Source organism: Fischerella sp. PCC 9605, from assembly GCF_000517105.1.
Classification (GTDB): domain Bacteria; phylum Cyanobacteriota; class Cyanobacteriia; order Cyanobacteriales; family Nostocaceae; genus PCC9605.
The window spans coordinates 1,731,660-1,750,983 of record NZ_KI912149.1 but is presented as its reverse complement, the minus strand read 5'-3'; the positions used below and the strand labels follow the sequence as shown (position 1 = coordinate 1,750,983).

Sequence of the window (19,324 nt, the reverse complement as noted above, 5' to 3'; positions counted from 1 at the left end):
CATCAGGAGCAGTTTGATGGTGTAATCCACTGTCACTGCTCAAATCAGGCGATCGCTTAAAGAGGAAAAAAGTGTTATCCAGAACGTCGATTCAGTATTCAGAAATTGTCTTTATGGATGAGACAAGGGAGAGGGGAAAGGGGGAATGGGAACGCGGAGAACCTATCAATAACACTCTCCGTGTAAGAGCGTCCCAATCTCCCCGTGTCCTCTTTTCCTTCTTTTGATTTGAAGATTACTGAATCGGTGTTCTAGGGATGGAGATACTCTGGAGTCATGAGCCAATTATTTTTATCCAGCGCTTGTTTGGTGAGAGTTGGAGTTGGTCGTTTGAGGCGATCGCACAACTGGGTTCAGGTACTGCTGTTGCGGTAGTTTTCGCTTTAGCATTTTGGATGAGAGGACGACGGTTTGCTTACAGCTTATTAGGTGCGATCGCTTTTCTGAAAGCAATAAATGTGCTAGGGTGGGCTTCTAGCCCGCACTGTTTTTAGTTTATTTATGCCTTTCTACTTATGAGTATTTTAACGGCGATAACGGTGCTGGATTGGGAGCAAATCACCAAACAGGCTGGATAGGGTGAGTAGCAACTTTGATCCACTCCTGTGGAAGTGTTTACCGTTCTTGTCAAGTTCTTCCACAACCAGAAAAAACTGACGCTGCTATCGCGGTTCCCAATTGAGTGAAGTTGTAGGGGCAATTCATGAATTGCCCCTACCCGCCTACCTCATTCAAACGAGAACCGCGATATTGTCTCTCAACTGCGATAGATAATATACATTCCGCCGATATAGAGGGCAATTAGTGACAGCCCATCCCAGGAGATGTACAGTCGTGATGGGCGTACAGCGCGGTAAATTAACCCAACAATTGCCACTGAAGTCATTATCAATGCCACAATTGCTGTGAAGATATGCACAGAACTGATGTGAGACCACAAATCGCCCCGGAAATAGGCTATGTCGTAAACCCCCAAAATTGCCATATTAAAAATATTGGAACCAAAGATGTTGGAAACTGCTAGATCCACAGCATTGAGTCGGATAGCTGCTAGTCCAGCAACAACTTCCGGTAGTGAAGTAGTTGCTGCTAACAGTAATGCCCCGATAAAACTTTCCCCCAATCCTGTCACTGCTGCAACGCGATCGCCCAAAAATGCCAACCACACCCCCAATACCACAATTGCTGCTGAAAGCAACCCAAACATCAGATACGCCTGCTGGCGCTTGATATGTTCATATTGAAAAACTTCAGCTTCCACCTCCAGCACTTCAGCACGTCTTCGGCGCTCAAACTGAGCAATTATGCGTGTGCTTTGGAAATAAACTACGAACAGTAAAATACTGGGAATGCCAACCCAGCCCAGAGTCAAATTATAGTTGCTTTGAGCAAGCAACATCCCAGCAGCTGCAATACCTAGCAATATAGACCCCAAACCAGCCGCCAATCCGTGACTGATGTGCGCTCGTTGAAACAGGGGTCCAGGCCCAGTCACGATATCCAGTAGCGCCAGGATGAACAGGTTAAACAAGCAACTACCAAAGATACCTCCTGCTGCCAGATCCGGTGCATTGAACACAGCAACGGCGCTGATCCCTGTTGCCAACTCTGGTAAGGAAGTAACACCCGCCAGCAGGATCGCACCAACCAAAGTACGTCCCAAACCAGTCTTTTCAGCCAGGATATCAGCGCTGCGTGAAAGCCATGTACCTACGATGACTACTAGAACGATACATAAAACGACCTGAATCAAAAGCAACATGGCTTGTCTCCTGATGCTGGGATGCTATATTGATGCCTGACAATACTGTGCGGATTGCAGAATACAACAAACTGTTTCCTTATGTTTGAAAATAGCAGGAGGAGTAGGATAAAGCATCAATCCAGGTATCCACAACCTACAATCAGAAATATTACTGGTGGAAGACGAGAGGTAGATTTGGGTTTTCTACCATAAATAGGGAGGTTGGCAATTTTAGTTGCGTTGGTTGCCAAAAAATCTTTATGCGGATATTGCTGGTAGAAGACGATCCCGAACAATTAGAGCCATTACAAGGTGTACTATCGGAAGCTGGATATATTGTCGATGGCGTTGAAGATGGAGAAACTGCACAATGGCTCTTGTCCAAAAAAGAGTACGACTTGTTAATTTTAGACTGGATGTTGCCTACAATCAGCGGGTTAAGTCTGTGTCATCAGTATCGACTTCTTGGCAAAACTGCACCTGTGTTGATGCTTAGTGCCAAGGATACCACACCTGATAAAGTCACAGGTTTAGATGCAGGAGCAGATGACTATCTTGTCAAACCTGCTGACTTAGTGGAACTCTTAGCGCGGGTACGTGCGCTATCGAGGCGTTCTCCTCAGTGGGTGGGAGATATTCTCCGTGTTGCAGATTTACAACTGCATCTAAGTAACTTAACTGTTGAACGCAACCACACAAGTGTAGAAATATCACCACGGGAAGCTCAATTGCTAGAGTACCTAATGCGTCACCGCAATCAAGTCTTAACCCGCGAACAGATTGAAGAAGCATTGTGGGAGTGGGGTACGGAACCGGAAAGTAATGCGTTGACTGTGTTAGTACGCAAATTGCGGCATCGCTTGCAGTTAGTTGGTGCAGCGGATTGGATTAAAACTGTCTACGGTATGGGTTATAGCTTAAAAGCTCCAGACAATTAAACATAAAAAGTAAAAAATTAAGAATTATTCTTTTAATTTTGAATGCTTGCTAATTTTTTACCCGATAGCTGACTAACATCCTGGCATCTTCACGAGACAATCCCAGTTCTTGGGTAATCATGGCTTTTACAGAGCTGAATTCTGTGACTGGCAATTCAAATTCTAACTTTTTAAGTATGGAGTTGGCGGTATTGACCTCAATTTTTGTAATTTCTTGCTTTTTTTCTATTTCAGCTAGTATTCCTAGCACTTGAACCGTAGATCGCACTTGCATTTGTGTATCAGCTTGCAGAGTTTCTACTTCACCAGATACTCCCAGTTCTTTAGCAATTATGGCTTTTGCCTTGCTTAATTCTGTGACTGGAACCTTGAACGTTAACTTTTTGAGTACAGAGTTTGCGGTCTTAAGTTCAACTTCGGTAAACTCCTGCTCTTTTTCAATTTCAACTTCGGTTACTACCACATTGGCCGCAACCTGCACCTTTACCGTTTGCGTATCAGCTTGGAGCTTGTCTAGTGTAGGGTAGGAACGACTCAATAGTAGATTTGTCAACGATTCACCACCAAGTCCAAAAGCAATTAGGAGCAGCGGCAGAGGCAGCAAATATTCTAACTTGGAAGAGTGCAGTTTTTGCAATAAGTGGGACAAGGACATATGGCAACGAACTTAGTTGGGCAGCAAGTAGGCAGATTAAAATTTGGATAAACCGAGTGTCACAATTGTTGTGCAAAAACTTTTTCACACTCACGCTTTATAAGAATCTAAGTGATGAAAGATATCCTGTTGGTTTTTCTAGCCTAGGTAGTAAAATAAACGACTATTGCGCCAATACTTTCACAAACGCGCTTTCAGAGGATTTTAGCTACATCTGCATAGTATAAGCCTCTCGCCTAAGTTTCATGTTTCATCGTAGTCGCAGTAATTTAGCTCTATGGTTTACCCTCACGATGGGGAGCATTTTGGTTATTTTTGCGGGAGTAATTTACTATCAAGCAGTCTTAGACGAACTAGAGGATCTCGATCGCTTACTCTACAAAAAATCCAGAGTCATGGCGGTGAACGCAAAGTACGAGCTGCGTAAAAAACAGCTAGATCTAGAAAATGTGCCGCTTTTAGGAAGTAACGTACCACCACTGGGTACTGAATTCGTATATGCGCGTTGGTACGACACCAAAGGGGAACTGGTGCAATTTTTCGGTACGACTCCAGAGGCGCAGTTGACAATCACCCCTGGTTTTCACACTCTCAAAACCACGTTTTACTCCTCAAAGGGAGCATCCACCGTTACTTGGCTCCGTCAGTTAACGCTGCCCGTCTACCAGGATAATTTATTAATCGGTTATCTCCAAGTTGCAACGCCGCTAGCATCGGCACAAAATAATCTGGCTCAGTTACGATTGGTTTTACTTTTGACAGTACCAGTGACCTTAGGAGTTATCGGTTTAGCTGGTTGGTGTTTGGGGGGAATAGCAATGCAACCCATTCGTGACAGCTACGACCAGCTACAACGCTTCACAGCTGATGCTTCCCATGAATTGCGATCGCCTTTGTCAGCTATTACTAGTAATGCCCAATACGGGTTAATTTCTCAATCTAGTAGTCCCGAAATGCAGCGTCAGCGCTTCGAGAAAATTCTTGATGTCGCCAAGTCAATGAGTACTCTGGTGAATAATCTGCTGTTTCTCGCGCGCCATGCAGGTCGATTATCACCTGAATCTTTACAACAAGTTGACTTGAAGAGTGAGCTTTTACAGATAGCAGATGAATATGCAACCCAAGACGCTGCAAAACATCTCAATCTAACTTATACTTTACCAACTACTAGTGTGATTGTGCTCGGTGATGCCGACTTGCTGCGTCAAGCAGTAGTTAATTTACTCAGTAATGCTTGTAAATATACTCCCCCTGGAGGTCAAGTTCAGCTGCGGCTGTTCATCCAGTCAAATTGGGCTGTGATTGAAGTTATAGACAATGGTATCGGTATTCCTGAAGCTGATCTACCGCATATTTTTGAGCGGTTTTATCGGGTGGATAAAAAGCGATCGCGCAAAACTGGCGGATATGGTTTAGGGTTATCAATTGTCCAACAAATCGTCTCTGCACACGCTGGTCATATTAATGTCAAAAGTGTCATCGATAAGGGGTCAACTTTTCAAATTTTTTTGCCACTCAAGTAGTCGCAGTAGTGAGTGCGTCACTTTCTGTTCACATTTTTTGGCAATACTGAAGATAGCTAGAGAAGGAGGTTACACTCCTTTAGACCTCTAACTGTTGTGTGTGGTGGGTTTAGAACCCACACGTGTTGTGACAGATCGGGCAATGGGGGAAAGTCAAAAGTCAAAAAATCTTTTAACTTTTGACTTTTTCATATCCCCATCTGCCCTATTTACAATTTTTAAAACTGGTATCAAACTTTGACCAGGAACGATATTTGAAGCATGTTGATAGTGAACTTCTTACTAACTTGGCTAGTTGCAGCTCTATCACTATTGCTTACAGCCTATTTTGTACCAGGCTTTGAGTTTAACACTTTTGGCACAGCTGCAATTGCCGCGTTGATTTTAGGCTTAGTCAATGCGATTGTTCGACCTTTTTTGGTGATTTTGACGCTTCCCCTTACAATTATCACGCTAGGTTTATTTCTTTTTGTCGTTAATGCGCTCATGCTTTGGCTGGTAGGATTCCTCGTTCCTGGTTTTGTTGTTGCTGGTTTCTTACCTGCATTGTTAGCTTCTGTTGTTCTGACGATTGTTTCTACAGTGCTGGGACTTTTAGTCAGAAATGTAACTTAATATTGTTTAATTTACTTCTACTGCTGTCACTTTCTCTTCACATTTACTGCCAATACTGAAGTTAGTTATGGCGGATTAGCCCTTTCAAGGTGGGTAAAAATCCTCAAAAAATTTCCCGAATTTTGGGCTTTTCACCTTTGTGTCTTAGTGCCTTGGTGGTTCAAAAGTCAATTTTTTCACCACAAAGACACTAAGACACCAAGAAAAATACATTACACCTTGAAAGGGTTAGTTATGGCGGATTTAACTAAATTGCAAATCAAAAAGGTGAATTACTGATTCACTTTTTTGGTGCAAGAGTTGATATGTTTCCTCACCCCCATATTCCTGGACTATTGTCTAGTAATATTTGGGGGTTAGGGATTTCTTTATGTGTGAATCAAAAATTTAAATATTTTGTATTTTGATTTAAAAGGTTTGAATGTAAGTCTGCATCAAGGAGGTGCCTTTTGACTGAGAATCCACCTTCCTCTCCATGCCAACTGAGTGTGTCCCGACAAGAACTTGTGGAGTTAGTGCGATCGCAACTCGAAGCACTGCTACAACAAGAAAACTTCCAGGGAGCAAAAGCCCTATTGGTACCCGTACAACCTGCGGATATTGCTCAAGCTATTGAGGGTTTGCCAAAAGCTATGCAGGCTATAGCTTTTCGCTTACTTTCCAAACAAGAGGCAATCGAAGTCTATGAATATCTCGACTCCAGCATCCAGCAGTCCTTGATTGCAGAATTAAGGCAGCAAGAAGTTCTTGACATTGTAGATAAGATGTCGCCAGACGATCGAGCGCGACTATTTGACGAGTTACCCGCTGTTGTCGTCCAGCGTCTATTGCAACAACTCAGTCCAGCTGAACGCGAAGCTACTGCCCTACTTCTAGGCTACAAAGAGGGTACTGCTGGGCGGATCATGACCACAGAATATCTTTCTGTGAAGGAGGATTTAACAGTTAGCCAAGCTATTGAGCGGGTTCGCGTTTTAGCTAGTGCCACTGAAATTATCTACTACCTTTACGTGACTGATAGAGAACGCCGTCTCACGGGAACTCTTTCCTTTAGAGATTTAGTGATTGCCCAGCCAGAGCAAAGGTTGGGTGAAATTATGACCCGTGATGTGGTATTCGTTCAAACGGATACAGACCAAGAAGAAGTAGCGCAAATTATCCAACGCTACGACTTATTAGCTGTGCCTGTAGTGGATACAGAACAGCGTCTCGTTGGTATTGTGACTGTGGATGACGTGCTGGATGTCTTAGAGCAAGAAACCACGGAAGATATTTACAAACTAGGTGGCGTGGAAGCTGGGGGCGATAACTATTTCCAGACGAACGTGTTGACAGCAGCTCGTAAACGGGTGGTCTGGCTATTTGTTCTCTTACTTGCCAATACTGGTACTACTGCTGTTATCAGTGCTCAGGAGAATGTTTTAGAACAAGTTGTTGCCTTAGCTGCCTTTATTCCCTTATTGATTGACGCAGGTGGAAATGTCGGAGCGCAATCTTCAACAGTGGTAATTCGAGGTCTTAATCTTAGGGAAGTTGGCATCAAAAAAGCTTTGCAAGTTGTGACGCGGGAAACAATCACAGGAGCGCTATTGGGAGTGATGTTAGGGATAGCAGTGATTTTCTGGGCTTATTTGCTTGAAGGTAGTTTGCCAATAGCAATTACTGTAGGGATGAGTTTGCTGGCAATTACTATCTTAGCAGCTGTTTCAGGTTCTGGCTTACCTTTTTTATTTGGTGCGATCGGTTTAGATCCAGCCTTAATGTCAGCTCCTTTTATTACGTCTCTTGTAGATGTTTTGGGAGTTTTTATTTATCTAATGCTAGCTAGAGCAATTTTACAACTATAAAGAGGCTGCTAGCCAACTGATTTTTATTATGAGTTTAAGACAAGTTTGGAGACTTTTAAAAGAAACATTTTCAGAGTGGCAATCTAACGAAGTATCTCTCTTGGCATCATCCTTAGCTTATTACACAGTATTTTCTCTTGCACCTTTGATGGTGATGATCGTAGTAATCCTTGGTGTAATTTATGGAGAAACAACAGCGAAACAACAGATTGTTGACCAAATGACAGAAATAGTTGGCGAAGGAGGTGCACAATTACTTGGCACTGCAATTGCCAATATGAGAGAAGATACCCGTGGAGATCTGTTTAGACTGATTTTCAATTTTATAAATCATCTCTTAAAATTGCAACAGCATTTTCATGTTTGTCACTTTCTATTCACTTTTGTTGTCAATACTAAAGACAACAGGGTGAAAAGGAAATAATATCTATGAATCGGCTATAACTTCTAAGTATTCTCAAGTAGCAATTATCAGGAAAAACAATTGTGGTTCCTCTGCGAGATAACAACCCAACAACAATTACCCCGTATGTCACCTACGGGCTAATTATTACCAATATCCTTGTTTTTCTTTATCAACTGAGCCTGACACCGCAACAATTGCAAAGGTTTTTCTACGCTGCGGCACTAGTACCATGCCAACTTTCAAGCACTTGCCCCACTGGCTTGGATAATCAGGTGATACCAGAGTGGATGACCTTGATTACATCCCAATTCCTACATGGCGGTTTTTTGCACTTGGCAGGAAATATGCTGTTTTTATGGGTTTTTGGTAACAATATTGAAGATCGCTTGGGTCATGTGAAATATTTAATTTTTTATCTGACGTGCGGCGTTTTAGCAGCACTGTCCCAGTGGTTCTTTTCACAAAATTCGACGATTCCTTCCTTGGGTGCTAGTGGTGCTATTGCCGGAGTTTTAGGTGCATACATTCTTCGTTTTCCAAGAGCCGAAGTTCTCACTTTAGTTCCTTTGGGATTTTTCTTGACCACAATACGAATTCCCGCATTTTTCTTTCTTGGGTTTTGGTTTATCCAGCAAGCTTTCTATGGTATCGCCAGCTTACAGGCTCGCTCCAATATCGGGATGGAAGGTGGGGGGATTGCCTACTGGGCACACGCAGGAGGCTTCGTCTTTGGGGCAATTCTTGCTCCTCTATTCGGCTTGTACAAGCGGCGCTAGAACATGAAAATTTTGGCATTCAGTTGAATTGAACTGCTGTTGAAAATTCATCTGCATTCTTACTGTCACTTTTCCTTCACATTTTGTTTCCAAAATGAAGTAAGCAGAGTTAAAAGGTGATTAGCGATGAATAAACGAGTATTATTCGGCTTAACCTTAGCAGCAATTTCTGCAATTACAATTCCGACTTTGCCTACCTTGGCGCAGGCTCAAACCAAAATTGGTGATTTACAACAACGTGCCAACGGCACAACTGTATCTGGTAAAGTTACGCAAATTGTAGGTAATGATTTCATCATTGACGATGGTACAGGGCAACTAATTGTTGATGCCGGGCCGCGTTGGTGGCGTGAAATTAATCTTAAGCCTGGTGAGCAGGTTACTGTTACAGGTGAGTTGGGCAGAGGTGGTGAGTTAGATGCCTTTTCCATTACTCGTGCAGATGGTTCTGTAATTGATATTCGCCCACCTCAAGGCCCGCCACCTTGGGCGGGTGGTTCTAACCGCAACCGACCCAACTAGCAGTCATTCACTCACAAACGAGCATCATTAGCAAATATACCTCTAGCTAGAGATAAAACTCTCCTGTAATGCGAGATGGTAAGCATTAACAGGGTATTATAACTTATCATGCGCCAACTAATTGTCCAAGTGCCACGCGGACAAGGGAAAAAAGTTCTTGACATTGCTAAGTCTCTTGATGGAGAGAACTTGGCTCAGTTCGAGGCAACAGGCAGCGAGGAATTACTTGATTTAGTTTTGATTCATGTATCTAATCAGCAAGTTGAAAAGCTGTTAGCGAAACTAGAAGATATACCTAAATTACATATCACACTGTTGCCAACGGGAGTAATGGCTCTGAGTCCTCCAGCTTCACAAGCACCGCAGCAGGTCAAAAATGTGGAGGAACGTAGCCCAATAGAGATTTTCCTCGGTGGTCTGCAAAGTGTTGGCTCTTGGCGAGGTTTTCTGGGATATGCGGCTGTAGCTGGTTTTGTGGTCTGGATTGGCTTATATACCAACACAATTTACTTACTAACTGCGGCAATGCTGATTGCTCCGTTTGCGGGTCCAGCGATGAATGTGGCGATCGCAACAGCGAGGGGAGATAGCCAACTGCTCTGGCGCGGCATCCTGCGTTATTTTGCGGCTTTGGCAGTGACGATAGCTGTTGCCGGAATGCTCAGTTTAATTATGCGGCAGAATATTGCCACGAGTTTGATGATTGAACGGAGTCAGATTTCCTCAGTGGCGGTGTTGTTACCCTTAGCAGCAGGAGCAGCAGGAGCGTTGAATCTAGTTCAATCTGAACGGAGTAGTCTGGTATCTGGAGCAGCAACCGGAATGCTAGTTGCCGCTTCCTTGGCTCCCCCTGCGGGAATTGTCGGTATGGCAAGCGCAATTGGTAGGTGGGATTTGGTAGTTAGCGGTTTGTTCTTACTGTTACTACAACTGCTAGGAATTAATTTCACCGCTGCGTTGTTGTTCCACTTTTTTGGATTGTCTGCACGAGGAGTGCGTTATAAACGGGGCAAACGCTGGTTATTTCCTGTGGCATTGGTATTTACTGTAGCAGCAATAGCAAGCTTGCTAACCTGGCAGTTTACCAGTTCCCCCGATTTGCAACGCTCCACTCTTGCTCAACGCGCTAATGCCCAAATTGAGGAAGTTGTGAGCCAAAGCCCTCTAGTGACCTTGGTAGAGGCGAATGTTCGATTCACTCATGCGGACATCAAAGGGCAGAACACACTACTTTGTGTAGTCTACGTCCAACGGCGTAAGGATGCGATCGCATCTTCAGAGGCAATTCGTTTCCGCCTTACTCAAGCCATCCAAAACCGTTTACTACAACAGAATCTCAACATCACACCCCTTATTGATGTCAGTGTACTGGAACTTCCTACTAGCAACTGAAGAGCGAAAGCTTCAGTCTTTCTATTTCATGAGTTTTCAGCGGAAAAATCATTTAGAAGTAATATTTATATAAAAAAAGAGAAAATATCATTACATCTGCTAGTAATAACTAAAATTTCCGACAAAATCATCTTTAATTTCATATTTTAAAGTACTAATTTTTGACAAATTTATCACCATTTTTAATACTTAATCATCCAATAGTTAGAAGATTGTTTAACAAATCTTTTTAACATAGTAGATAACAGATATAAAGTTGGAGAAAAACCAAATGGCACTTGTAAAATTAGAAGAATTCTACCCCGACTATCGTGAAGATTACTCCGACATTGATGACATCAAGGGTTTTGATGTTTATGCTCAAACAAATGACAAAGTTGGTTCTGTTCACGACATTTTAGTTGATGAACAAACAGGTAAATTCCGCTATTTTGTAGTGGACACAGGTTTCTGGATTTTTGGTAAAAAAGTTTTGCTACCAGTTGGTCTTGCTGACATTCGTTACACTGACAAACGAATTTATGCCAAAGGTCTGACTAAAGAGCAAGTCGAAAACCTGCCTAACTTTGATGAATTGGAAAAGGTTGATTACGACTATGAAGAGCAAGTACGCGGAGTGTATCGTGGCTCAGTTGCTACTTCTGGTATGACTCAGCCTGCTGCTTATGACCGCAGCACTTACAATTACGAGCAGGAACCGTCACTTTACGACATTAACAAACAGGATAGCCAATCCTTGAAATTATACGAAGAACGATTAATTGCTAACAAGCAACGTCGTAAAACTGGGGAAGTTGCTGTTGGTAAACACGTAGAAACTGATACTGCTCGGGTTGCAGTACCGGTTGAAAAAGAGCGAGTTATAATTGAGCGCACAAATCCCACGAATGCTACACCAACCAATCCAGATAAAGCCTTTCGTGAAGGTGAAGTAGCCCGTATGGACATTTACGAAGAAACGCCCGATTTTCACAAAGAAGCTGTTGTGCGGGAAGAAGTCCGAGTTAAGAAAGTTGTAGAACATGACACAGCTCAAGCTCAGGAAACTGTTCGACGCGAAGAGCTTGATTTAGATAGTGAGGGTCGTCCGATTGTCGACAAGTAACTCTAGTATTGTTTAAGAAGTAAAAAGTAAAAAGTAAAAAGTAAAAAGATAATCCCCATAAATAAATTTAGTTGCTCTGTGACCATTTTTCTTTTTCTTTTGCCTTTTAACTTTTTACTTTTGCCTTGTTCGGTCACTGTCTTTTGGAGTCAATTGCCTTCACCAAAATACCTACAAGTCCAAAAAAGGCAGCGATCGCCAAAACAGACAACAGGTTGAAACCAATACCAAATCCTTGCTCGTTATTCTGCCAGCGCATAATCCAGAAAGTGTCTGTTCCCAAGACAAATGAAGAAACCTGCAAAATCTGAAAGATTGGCATCAAAAGAAAACTACCCAAAAACAGTACCATCAAAACTATCAGCGTAGCGTTACCCCAAACCCACAAAGCGGAACGAACCTTTGAGCTAGAAGTTTTAAAGGGTAGAGAACGAACATCAACATGAGAGGGAGCGTAAATCGCCATACCTGTACGACGGTCTTCAACTTCAATTGAGGCAGGACAGCGCAGCAGCAGCGTCGCCATCCACAAATCACCGCTAGCTCCAGAAGTGTTAAATACTACAATCCAACCAAGCCAAGCTGCTTGTGGAAATATCGCCAGCAATACCAGACACAACAGATCAATTACCACCAGGGGAGCCAGTCCAATTACTAAAAATTCGTTACGGGAAAAGCGAGTTCCTGGTGAAGTCGCGTAGGCATAAGGAAAGAAAAATTTCACACCAACTCCGTAACGGGGCGACCCACCAAAGGCAGCGAATGCCACCCCGTGAATTAATTCGTGAATAATAATCTGTCCGAATAAAACACCAATAAATCCCAAAAATACTAGAAGGGCTGGCAATTGATTTGTCTGGTTGGTTTGATTGGGCATCTTGATACTCCTTTCAAAAACGCAAGTTCTGGAGTTCTCCAGCTTTGAGCTTTTGGAATTGTAAGAGTGTATCGGGAAGGTTAGGAAACAGATAAAGCCCGGTTGATTCATCCTTGCTAATGGCGATCGTTCCGTTATGAATGCGATCGTAGATCCAGTGGGGTGAAAGTTCTAAAGACTGGGCAACTTGAGGAACCGTAAGATAACCCGAAATCTCGCGGGGATGAGACTGGCTACGGTTTTGAAAAATATGATGTTTAAGCCGGATAGTTTTGACTGTACTGGGCAGGAGAGTTTTGCATAGTGGCGATCGATAACCTTGTGCCGTCAGTTGTTGAGCGATAACTTGGTCATCAATACTTTGTTGGCTCAAACTAACAACCTGAGTTTCCAATTCCTGGGCATTGGTGAGTTCAGCCAATGAACCAACTGGGATTGGCAGGTCAACATTAGTAGTGTCACCACCTTTCCAAATAATCCGAGTGCGAACTGTATCACGTGCAACACGATGAATGACGACCTTATCAATGAGGCAGCGTAGCAGAGATTTTTTTTGCACTTGTGTCAAGGTGCCACTGTGCCAAAGTTCAGGGAGCCTTTGTCCAATGTTAATAAAAAGCAGTTTTGAGTTCTTTTGGTAGGTGATCTACTGTTTGAGGCTGCTGACGTTGAGCATAGTTTTCTTGGGCAAGTTTTAGTTCGCGTAAAGCGTTTTCCCAACGCTGTTCTAGTTCGGCCGCTACCAATCGGTTATCCGGGTCAACCCGGTTAAACTGTCTTTCTGCTAGTGCTACTTGATACTGTAAACGTTGTATTTGTTGAGAGTGCGCCTCGTTCCACTGTCTCTTGAGACTGCTGTTGGGTTTTGACAGCTTTGTGATAAGCATCTAGCTCTACAACTGACAAAGCTTCTAAAAAGGCATTGACTACGTACTCATCAATTGCATCAGCAGGAATATACTGACAAACAGGCACACGATACTGCTGCCGTAAGGAGTTACAAATATAGCGGGTTGCGCCTTTGTACTGGACAACCATCTTGTGACCACATTCACCACAGTAAACTATCCCATGCAGTAATGCTGCACCAGGGCGAGGGATACCACGAGTTTTATTGCGGTCATACTCAGCATAATTATCCATAAGCTGTGCCTGATTACGCTCGTAGGTTTGCCAACTGATGTAAGCTGGATATACGTCATTGACTCGGATTTTCCATTCGGCCATTGGCAATTGCTTTTGTTGTGGCTGATTTGAAACCAAACCACGTTTGAGAGTACGTGTACGTCCATATACAAATGCACCAGCGTAGGCAGGATTTTTCAGAATTGAGATGATACTTGCCACGCTAGGCTTGCGCCAGAAAATATCACCAAAGCGATTTCTCCGTGGAAGCAACAGCCCTTCACTGTTGAACGTCTGCAACACTTTGGAAGCTGACTTACGTTGCCCAAAAATCTCAAACACTAAGTTAATTCGGTTAATCACCTCACGATTTGGGTCTTTCTGCACCACTCCCAGTTCATCACGAACCAAACCCACAGGTAAGGTGAGTGCCAGTTCACCACGCCTGGCTTTGCTAAGAATCCCAGCACTTAAGCGGGAACGAATCGTATGCAACTCTACTTCGGAAATTTGTCCTTTGAGTCCCAACAATAATCGACCATTGGCACTACTTGGATCATAAACCCCATCTCTGTCAGCAATCAAACAACCTCTGTAACCACACAAGTCCAGCAAGGGATACCAATCTGAGCAATTACGTGACAGGCGAGTAACATCATAAGAGAGGATAATCCCTACTAATCCTAAAGTTACCTGGGCTAACAGTTCTTTAAAGCCTGGTCGCTGTTCTGCGCTGGCGGCGGTAATACCTAGATCAGTGTCAATTACCTCAATGTTATTATCCGACCAGCCCAGTTCTATAGCTCGCTGACGCAGAGCGTATTGCAGACGCAAACTCTCCTGATTGCTGATTAATTGATGTGGGGTAGACTGACGAATGTAGATTATCGCTTTGCGGTTCAGGTGTTGGAGTGTTACTAGCTCTGAGGTACTCATAAATTACCTCCTGGAAGACGGTTTGTAGTTCGTCTGTGATTACTTCTTGGAGTGCTGGGGTGAGGCGTTCCCAGATCTCACGGGGTGGGATTGACATAAAACCTCACATTGTTTGGCTAACGTGACTAACTCAGTCACACTCTCTAATGTGAGCTTAGTACGTAAATACTGTTTTGGGAGAGCTAATTGGGTTGCTGATAAAGGAATGCGTAAGCGCATATGACCTCGATAGGCTACTACCGCATGACCCTCACCACTTGGCGGGGTTGATATGGATATCACTGCAAACCTTCGCCCAAATAGTGGGTGCATCACATCAGTTACTTCTATGTCAGTTAAGTTTGCTGATGGGTTCTTGAGATGGGCATTAAGTAATGGTTTCGTTGCAGATACCAATGTCCATGTTCGCTCGTGGACAGCTTGGTAAAATCCACTCACGCCTGCTACACTTGCAAAAAACAGCAGGATACTTAAGGTCGCCCAACGCAACGCGAGTTCGTGCGTTAGGCGGAAAACATAAGTTGGCTCGTGATGATGAACCATAAACTATGAACGACTGCTATTGAGTATTTTGGTTATCATCAGAAGTCCGAACAATATACTGATTAGCAGATGAATCTTCAGCAAGTGGTTCAATTCTTCCTTGAGAAACCAATGTTTGATGGATTAAAGCCGCAATTTCTGCACGGCTAGCAGGCTGGTTAGGATTGAGTACTTTTGGATTTGGATAGTTGACCACTATATTTTGTTTGGTTGCTGCGGCTACATCAGGAATGGCATTTTGCGGGATACTGCTGGCATCTTTGTAATTGTCACTGACAATAGCTGAGGCAGAACGGTCGGGCTGTGTAGCTTGAGGTGTCGTTGTTTCAGGATCAGTCGCAGGAGGAGGTACAGCATTGGCTCTAGGAATTAATAGAGGCTGCATTAAGGAAGTAATTGCGATTGGAAAAAATACTGGTCTTCTCCTTGCTGGTTGTTGTGTAGTTGGTTGGGTTGTTGGAGAAGCTGCCACTGGTGTATCAGAAGTTAAATCCAGACCTTTGTTCAAAGCAGTTATTGCTTCTACTTTGGTAACAGGTTGATTTGGTCGAAAATTACCATTGGGATAGGCGGACATAAAGCCTTGTTGATATGCTGATTCAATTGGACGTTCTGCCCAGTATTCTTCAGAAACATCTCCGAATGCAGAACCGCTTTCTATCTGTCGCACTGGCGGTTGGTTAAAAGCTTTGCGAATGATTGCAGCTAATTCATCACGCTGTACTGCTTGCTCTGGTCGAAATGTGCCATCAGGATATCCGGCCACAATATTCCTTTGTACCAAGCGTTGAATAAATGGCTGTGCCCAATAATTAGGCTGCACATCACTAAAGGTTGTCTGTGTTGGAGTTTGAGCATGACTTCGTAACGGTGCAGTTGCATTTACAGCCAAACATAAAGTTGGCAAAGACACAGCTACTGAGAATAATCGAAGAAAGCTAGTCATGAGAATTTCTCCTAATGATTATGCTTGTTTACACAATAGTATTTTCTGAATTTAATTGCTGTATCTATCTATTGGTATTAAATGGATTTTCCTGGATATTTATTAAGAGATAATTCTAAAAATAGGTTGAGCGCATCTATTTCTAATTCAATAATTTCAATCGTATATTTGCAAGTACTGATTTTTGTATGTAGAGACGTTGCACTATTACGTCTCTACAAAACAGTAATTTTCACAAAAAACTGAACGGAATATTAGAACTCATATTTAATTTTTGAAAAAATCAACACATATCTACCTCCCTGTTCCCTGTTAAGAGTTCCCTGTTCCCTTTTATTGAGCGATCAACTAACTCAGTCAAGAGGGTCAAAGCGGTTGACTAGCGCGGCTACTACAACCATTGGCAACCCTATCAGCAAGCAAATCAACCATTGATTTAAGTTCAGTGGTGCTGTAGAAAATAAGAGATTCATCACACTCCACTGACTGAAAATTATCTGCAAAATTACAGTACAAGCAATTCCAATTCCAATGGCTGAGGCATCGTTAATTCTCTGTCTAATTCCTCGAAGTCTGGCAATCAAAGCACTTCCTAATTGACTAATACTTAAAAGATAAAAAATTCTTCCTGCTACTAAAGCCTGAATTGCCATTGTGCGGGCTAAATCGATATTTCCTGTGGTTTGTCGTATCCATTCAAATACGCCAAAAATCAAAATCCAGTTAAAGATGGAAATTGCTAGGATGCGCTTGAGTAAACTTTGGGAAAGCAACGGTTCACGGGGGTTACGCGGTGGTTGTTGCATCACCCGTTCAGACTTCGGTTCAAAGGCTAAGGGTACAGTCATGGTGATGGAATTAACCATATTCAACCACAGAACTTGTAAAGACAAAATCGGCAGTGCTCTAGCAAGCAGTACACTAATTAAAATTGTCATCGATTCGCCACCGTTGACAGGTAGGATAAAGGCGATCGCTTTGAGCAAGTTCCGATAAACAGTTCGCCCTTCCTCAACCGCAGCTTCTATAGAGGCGAAGTTATCATCGGTCAAAATCATGTCTGAGGCTTCTTTTGCTACCTCTGTACCTGCACCTCCCATCGCAATACCAATATCTGCCTGTTTGAGGGCGGGTGCATCGTTGACACCATCCCCCGTCATGGCGACGACTTCGCCTTTGGATTGTAATGCTTCGACGATGCGGAGTTTCTGTTCTGGCGCAACACGAGCAAACACCACCCCATCTTCTATGGCCGTGGCGAGTTCTGGTTTACCCATTCGGGCAAGTTCGCTTCCTGTAAAAGCCAGAACCTTGCCGTTTTTGTGGAAGCCCATACTTTGAGCTATTGCCCGTGCCGTTACTGCATGGTCGCCTGTAATCATTTTGACTTGAATCCCAGCTTCTTGACAGGCTTGCACCGCTTTGATTGCTTCTGTTCTAGGCGGATCGATCATCCCCTGCAATCCCAAGAAAATCAAATCATTTTCGATATCTGCATGTTGTAGAGACGTGCCATGGCACGTCTCTACATCTGATACCGATTTCTTTGCAAACGCTAGCACCCGTAAACCCTGATGAGCCATTGCATCAACTTCCTGATGCACCGTTTCTGCATTCACAGGAGTAAGGTTTCCCTCAGCATCCAACATCTGTTGACAACGTTTGAGAATTGCTTCAACCGAACCTTTAACGTAGATAGTTCTTTGTCCTACCCTACGGGAAGCCGAAGAAGCCGCGTCTATGTTACTTGCCAATGACGAATGACCAATGACAAATGACGAGCCTTCGTGCAAAGTTGCCATGTATTGGAACTCAGACTCAAACGGAATGACATCCAACCTGGGCATTTCCTCTTCTAAGCTGCTGCGGGTAAACCCAACTTTATTGGCAACAGCTATCAATGCTCCCTCTGTGGGGTCGCCAACAACCTGCCACTGCCCGTCCTTTTTTTCCAGGTGCGAATCATTACATAACAATCCGGCTTTGAGAGATTCTGCAAGAGCAGGAAAATGGTTCCTATTTACTGGCTTTTCATTGAGTAAAATTTTTCCTTCGGGGGCATAGCCTACACCAGTGACAGTATAATGTTGACCTCCTGCATATATTGCTTGTACAGTCATCTGGTTTTCAGTGAGCGTACCAGTTTTGTCAGAGCAGATAACTGTAGCACCGCCGAGGGTTTCTACTGCTGGCAACTTGCGAACAATGGCGTGACGCTGCGCCATGCGGGAAACACCTATTGCCAGTGTAACGGTAACAACAGCTGGTAATCCTTCGGGAATGGCACTGACAGCGAAGGCGATCGCTGCTTCAAACATTTCTGTCCAGGAGTAGCCGTATCCCAATCCAACTGCAAACATCAATGCTGCTATCCCTAAAATGATGTACAGCAAGGTACGGCTAAATTTGTCAAATTTGCGGGTTAATGGCGTTTTCAGGCTGGTTCCTTGTTCCATTAGCTGGGAAATGCGCCCGGTTTCTGTGGCATCTCCAATCGCAACAACAATACCCTTGCCCGTACCAAACGTCACGAAGCTACCAGCATAAGCCATATTGGTACGTTCTGCTAAGGGTGCATCTAGATTAAGCGGTTGCGTGTTTTTTTCAATTGCAATTGATTCGCCCGTGAGTGCCGATTCATTCACTTGCAGATTCCGTACCTGCACCAGACGCAAATCGGCTGGTACTTTGTCTCCAGAAGCAAGCAGTACCACATCCCCTGGTACTAACTCTGTGGAAGGAACTTGCATCTTTTGACCGTTGCGAATGATGGTTGCATTGGTTTGTACTGAGGAAGCTAAAGCGGCGATCGCACTTTCCGCTTTAGATTCTTGAACAAAACCAATAATGGCATTAATCAGAGTTACGCCCCAAATTACCCCAGCATTCACCCACTGCCCAAGTATTGCCTTAATTGCACCCGCAATCAACAAGATGTACAGCAGCGGTTGGTGAAATTGCAAGAGAAATCTTAGCAATGGACTTTTTCCAGGTTTGCTCTTGAGTTCGTTCGCACCAAAATGCTCACGTTTTTTTGCCGCAACAGCAGAGGTTAAACCAGTTTCTAAATTACTATCTAAATGCCGAGTTACTTCTTGTACAGACAGATGATGCCATTGACTTGACCGAATTATCTCTTGTGGTGTTGCTGTCATCTTATTCGCCCTTATATTTAACACTGACCAAACCCCTACCCTACGGAAAGGCTGCGCCTATGGACGGATTTAGGGGAGTAAGGGTATGGGGGTATAGGGGGAAGAATCTAGTCCAGAAAAAAGGATACTTGCACTATTATTATTCCTACACCCTTATACCCCTATTGGTTGACAGGGTAAATTAAGACTATTAGCTGTTGTTCTAATAGTTAGCTAATT

At 43.5% G+C, this 19,324-nt stretch carries 19 protein-coding genes; 10 read left to right on the top strand and 9 right to left on the bottom strand.

The genetic code is table 11. The features are described from left to right. Positions 1-257 precede the first annotated feature (257 nt). Complete coding sequence (locus tag FIS9605_RS0122595) at positions 258-494, top strand: hypothetical protein (protein ID WP_026734630.1); 237 nt, start codon at positions 258-260, stop codon at positions 492-494. Positions 495-757: 263 nt separating this feature from the next. Here the strand turns inward: FIS9605_RS0122595 and FIS9605_RS0122590 are convergent, their stop codons facing one another. Next, positions 758-1,762, bottom strand: a complete 1,005-nt coding sequence (locus FIS9605_RS0122590; RefSeq protein WP_026734629.1) for a sodium:calcium antiporter — start codon at positions 1,760-1,762, stop codon at positions 758-760. 242 nt (positions 1,763-2,004) lie between these two features. On the opposite strand from FIS9605_RS0122590, the gene FIS9605_RS0122585 reads away from it, so the two are divergent. After that, positions 2,005-2,682: a response regulator transcription factor gene (locus FIS9605_RS0122585; protein ID WP_026734628.1), complete on the top strand. Its 678-nt coding sequence runs from the start codon at positions 2,005-2,007 to the stop codon at positions 2,680-2,682. 49 nt (positions 2,683-2,731) lie between these two features. Here the strand turns inward: FIS9605_RS0122585 and FIS9605_RS0122580 are convergent, their stop codons facing one another. Beyond that, a complete protein-coding gene (locus FIS9605_RS0122580) occupies positions 2,732-3,337 on the bottom strand; it encodes a hypothetical protein (protein ID WP_026734627.1) in 606 nt (201 codons plus the stop codon). A 245-nt stretch (positions 3,338-3,582) separates the two neighbouring features. Here FIS9605_RS0122580 and FIS9605_RS0122575 point away from each other — a divergent pair, with 245 nt between their 5' ends. The 8 genes from FIS9605_RS0122575 to FIS9605_RS0122535 all read left to right on the top strand — a co-directional run bounded on the left by FIS9605_RS0122575 (position 3,583) and on the right by FIS9605_RS0122535 (position 11,523). Beyond that, on the top strand, positions 3,583-4,860 hold the full coding sequence (locus tag FIS9605_RS0122575) for a sensor histidine kinase (RefSeq protein ID WP_026734626.1): 1,278 nt from the start codon (positions 3,583-3,585) through the stop codon (positions 4,858-4,860). A gap of 261 nt (positions 4,861-5,121) precedes the next feature. Next, complete coding sequence (locus FIS9605_RS0122565) at positions 5,122-5,475, top strand: phage holin family protein (RefSeq protein ID WP_026734625.1); 354 nt, start codon at positions 5,122-5,124, stop codon at positions 5,473-5,475. 449 nt (positions 5,476-5,924) lie between these two features. Continuing rightward, on the top strand, positions 5,925-7,322 hold the full coding sequence (gene mgtE, locus FIS9605_RS0122560) for a magnesium transporter (protein ID WP_026734624.1): 1,398 nt from the start codon (positions 5,925-5,927) through the stop codon (positions 7,320-7,322). A gap of 28 nt (positions 7,323-7,350) precedes the next feature. Next, positions 7,351-7,746: a YihY/virulence factor BrkB family protein gene (locus FIS9605_RS0122555; RefSeq protein ID WP_026734623.1), complete on the top strand. Its 396-nt coding sequence runs from the start codon at positions 7,351-7,353 to the stop codon at positions 7,744-7,746. A gap of 62 nt (positions 7,747-7,808) precedes the next feature. After that, positions 7,809-8,504, top strand: a complete 696-nt coding sequence (locus FIS9605_RS0122550) for a rhomboid family intramembrane serine protease (protein WP_026734622.1) — start codon at positions 7,809-7,811, stop codon at positions 8,502-8,504. Positions 8,505-8,630: 126 nt separating this feature from the next. Beyond that, complete coding sequence (locus FIS9605_RS0122545; protein WP_026734621.1) at positions 8,631-9,026, top strand: OB-fold nucleic acid binding domain-containing protein; 396 nt, start codon at positions 8,631-8,633, stop codon at positions 9,024-9,026. Between the two features lie 108 nt (positions 9,027-9,134). Then, complete coding sequence (locus tag FIS9605_RS0122540; protein WP_026734620.1) at positions 9,135-10,418, top strand: DUF389 domain-containing protein; 1,284 nt, start codon at positions 9,135-9,137, stop codon at positions 10,416-10,418. A 271-nt stretch (positions 10,419-10,689) separates the two neighbouring features. Beyond that, the gene (locus FIS9605_RS0122535; protein ID WP_026734619.1) at positions 10,690-11,523 is read left to right on the top strand and encodes a DUF2382 domain-containing protein; all 834 of its coding nucleotides are present in this window, start codon (positions 10,690-10,692) and stop codon (positions 11,521-11,523) included. 133 nt (positions 11,524-11,656) lie between these two features. On the opposite strand, the gene FIS9605_RS37815 is transcribed toward FIS9605_RS0122535, so the two are convergent. From FIS9605_RS37815 to FIS9605_RS0122505, 7 genes are all read right to left on the bottom strand, one after another. Further along, positions 11,657-12,400 (bottom strand): DUF3267 domain-containing protein, encoded by a 744-nt coding sequence (locus FIS9605_RS37815; RefSeq protein WP_231510422.1) that lies wholly within the window; start codon positions 12,398-12,400, stop codon positions 11,657-11,659. 13 nt (positions 12,401-12,413) lie between these two features. Continuing rightward, entirely contained in the window at positions 12,414-12,968 is a 555-nt protein-coding gene (locus FIS9605_RS45420) for a hypothetical protein (protein ID WP_231510421.1), read from the bottom strand. Positions 12,969-13,008: 40 nt separating this feature from the next. Beyond that, complete coding sequence (locus FIS9605_RS45415) at positions 13,009-13,146, bottom strand: hypothetical protein (RefSeq protein WP_231510420.1); 138 nt, start codon at positions 13,144-13,146, stop codon at positions 13,009-13,011. Positions 13,147-13,168: 22 nt separating this feature from the next. Further along, on the bottom strand, positions 13,169-14,461 hold the full coding sequence (locus FIS9605_RS45410) for a recombinase family protein (RefSeq protein ID WP_231510419.1): 1,293 nt from the start codon (positions 14,459-14,461) through the stop codon (positions 13,169-13,171). A gap of 39 nt (positions 14,462-14,500) precedes the next feature. Then, positions 14,501-15,004 (bottom strand): hypothetical protein, encoded by a 504-nt coding sequence (locus FIS9605_RS44285; protein ID WP_026734618.1) that lies wholly within the window; start codon positions 15,002-15,004, stop codon positions 14,501-14,503. A gap of 16 nt (positions 15,005-15,020) precedes the next feature. Further along, a complete protein-coding gene (locus FIS9605_RS0122510; protein ID WP_026734617.1) occupies positions 15,021-15,950 on the bottom strand; it encodes an S-layer homology domain-containing protein in 930 nt (309 codons plus the stop codon). A 353-nt stretch (positions 15,951-16,303) separates the two neighbouring features. Continuing rightward, on the bottom strand, positions 16,304-19,105 hold the full coding sequence (locus FIS9605_RS0122505) for a cation-translocating P-type ATPase (protein ID WP_026734616.1): 2,802 nt from the start codon (positions 19,103-19,105) through the stop codon (positions 16,304-16,306). Between the last annotated feature and the right edge of the window lie 219 nt (positions 19,106-19,324).

Coding starts and splice junctions, on each gene's coding strand:
- FIS9605_RS0122575 (WP_026734626.1), top strand. CDS start 3,583: ATGTTTCATCGTAGTCGCAGTAATTTAGCTCTATGGTTTACCCTCACG.
- FIS9605_RS37815 (WP_231510422.1), bottom strand. CDS start 12,400: ATGCCCAATCAAACCAACCAGACAAATCAATTGCCAGCCCTTCTAGTA.
- FIS9605_RS0122510 (WP_026734617.1), bottom strand. CDS start 15,950: ATGACTAGCTTTCTTCGATTATTCTCAGTAGCTGTGTCTTTGCCAACT.
- FIS9605_RS0122590 (WP_026734629.1), bottom strand. CDS start 1,762: ATGTTGCTTTTGATTCAGGTCGTTTTATGTATCGTTCTAGTAGTCATC.
- FIS9605_RS0122585 (WP_026734628.1), top strand. CDS start 2,005: ATGCGGATATTGCTGGTAGAAGACGATCCCGAACAATTAGAGCCATTA.
- FIS9605_RS0122565 (WP_026734625.1), top strand. CDS start 5,122: ATGTTGATAGTGAACTTCTTACTAACTTGGCTAGTTGCAGCTCTATCA.
- FIS9605_RS0122505 (WP_026734616.1), bottom strand. CDS start 19,105: ATGACAGCAACACCACAAGAGATAATTCGGTCAAGTCAATGGCATCAT.
- FIS9605_RS44285 (WP_026734618.1), bottom strand. CDS start 15,004: ATGGTTCATCATCACGAGCCAACTTATGTTTTCCGCCTAACGCACGAA.
- FIS9605_RS0122595 (WP_026734630.1), top strand. CDS start 258: ATGGAGATACTCTGGAGTCATGAGCCAATTATTTTTATCCAGCGCTTG.
- FIS9605_RS0122580 (WP_026734627.1), bottom strand. CDS start 3,337: ATGTCCTTGTCCCACTTATTGCAAAAACTGCACTCTTCCAAGTTAGAA.
- FIS9605_RS0122555 (WP_026734623.1), top strand. CDS start 7,351: ATGAGTTTAAGACAAGTTTGGAGACTTTTAAAAGAAACATTTTCAGAG.
- FIS9605_RS0122545 (WP_026734621.1), top strand. CDS start 8,631: ATGAATAAACGAGTATTATTCGGCTTAACCTTAGCAGCAATTTCTGCA.
- FIS9605_RS45410 (WP_231510419.1), bottom strand. CDS start 14,461: ATGAGTACCTCAGAGCTAGTAACACTCCAACACCTGAACCGCAAAGCG.
- FIS9605_RS0122535 (WP_026734619.1), top strand. CDS start 10,690: ATGGCACTTGTAAAATTAGAAGAATTCTACCCCGACTATCGTGAAGAT.
- FIS9605_RS0122540 (WP_026734620.1), top strand. CDS start 9,135: ATGCGCCAACTAATTGTCCAAGTGCCACGCGGACAAGGGAAAAAAGTT.